This window comes from Nostoc sp. UIC 10607 (genome assembly GCF_047228265.1).
Lineage (GTDB): Bacteria > Cyanobacteriota > Cyanobacteriia > Cyanobacteriales > Nostocaceae > Nostoc > Nostoc foliaceum_A.
Map to the genome: position 1 here is coordinate 1 of NZ_JBIQNW010000289.1, position 299 is coordinate 299.

Annotated in this window: 1 protein-coding gene; it reads left to right on the top strand. The window is 42.8% G+C overall.

Going from position 1 to position 299, the window contains the following annotated elements:
• On the top strand, positions 1-255 hold a 255-nt coding region (locus ACEYW6_RS36810; RefSeq protein ID WP_412983695.1), incomplete at its 5' end, for a hypothetical protein.
• Positions 256-299 lie beyond the last annotated feature (44 nt).

The window sequence follows — 299 nt, forward strand, 5'->3', positions numbered from 1 at the left end:
GCTCTTTCGCAACTAAATACCACTGGTTCTGAACTGTTCCAAGATTCTGAAAGCTTCCTCAACGACCTGAACAATGTTGATTCCATCACTATTTATGGTGGTGGTGGTGGTAGTGAAGTTTCCGACGTTTCCGAGGGCATAGAGCCAATTTTAGGTTACGGCATTAAGGGACAAGAGTTCGGATTGTTAGCCTTTGGAGCTAGTTTGACTGCACACATCGTTAAGTCATTCAGCGAATCTGATACTTTCTTGTAATTGACTACTGAGCTACATTGCTCTGTGGAACTTTTGGAATTAGC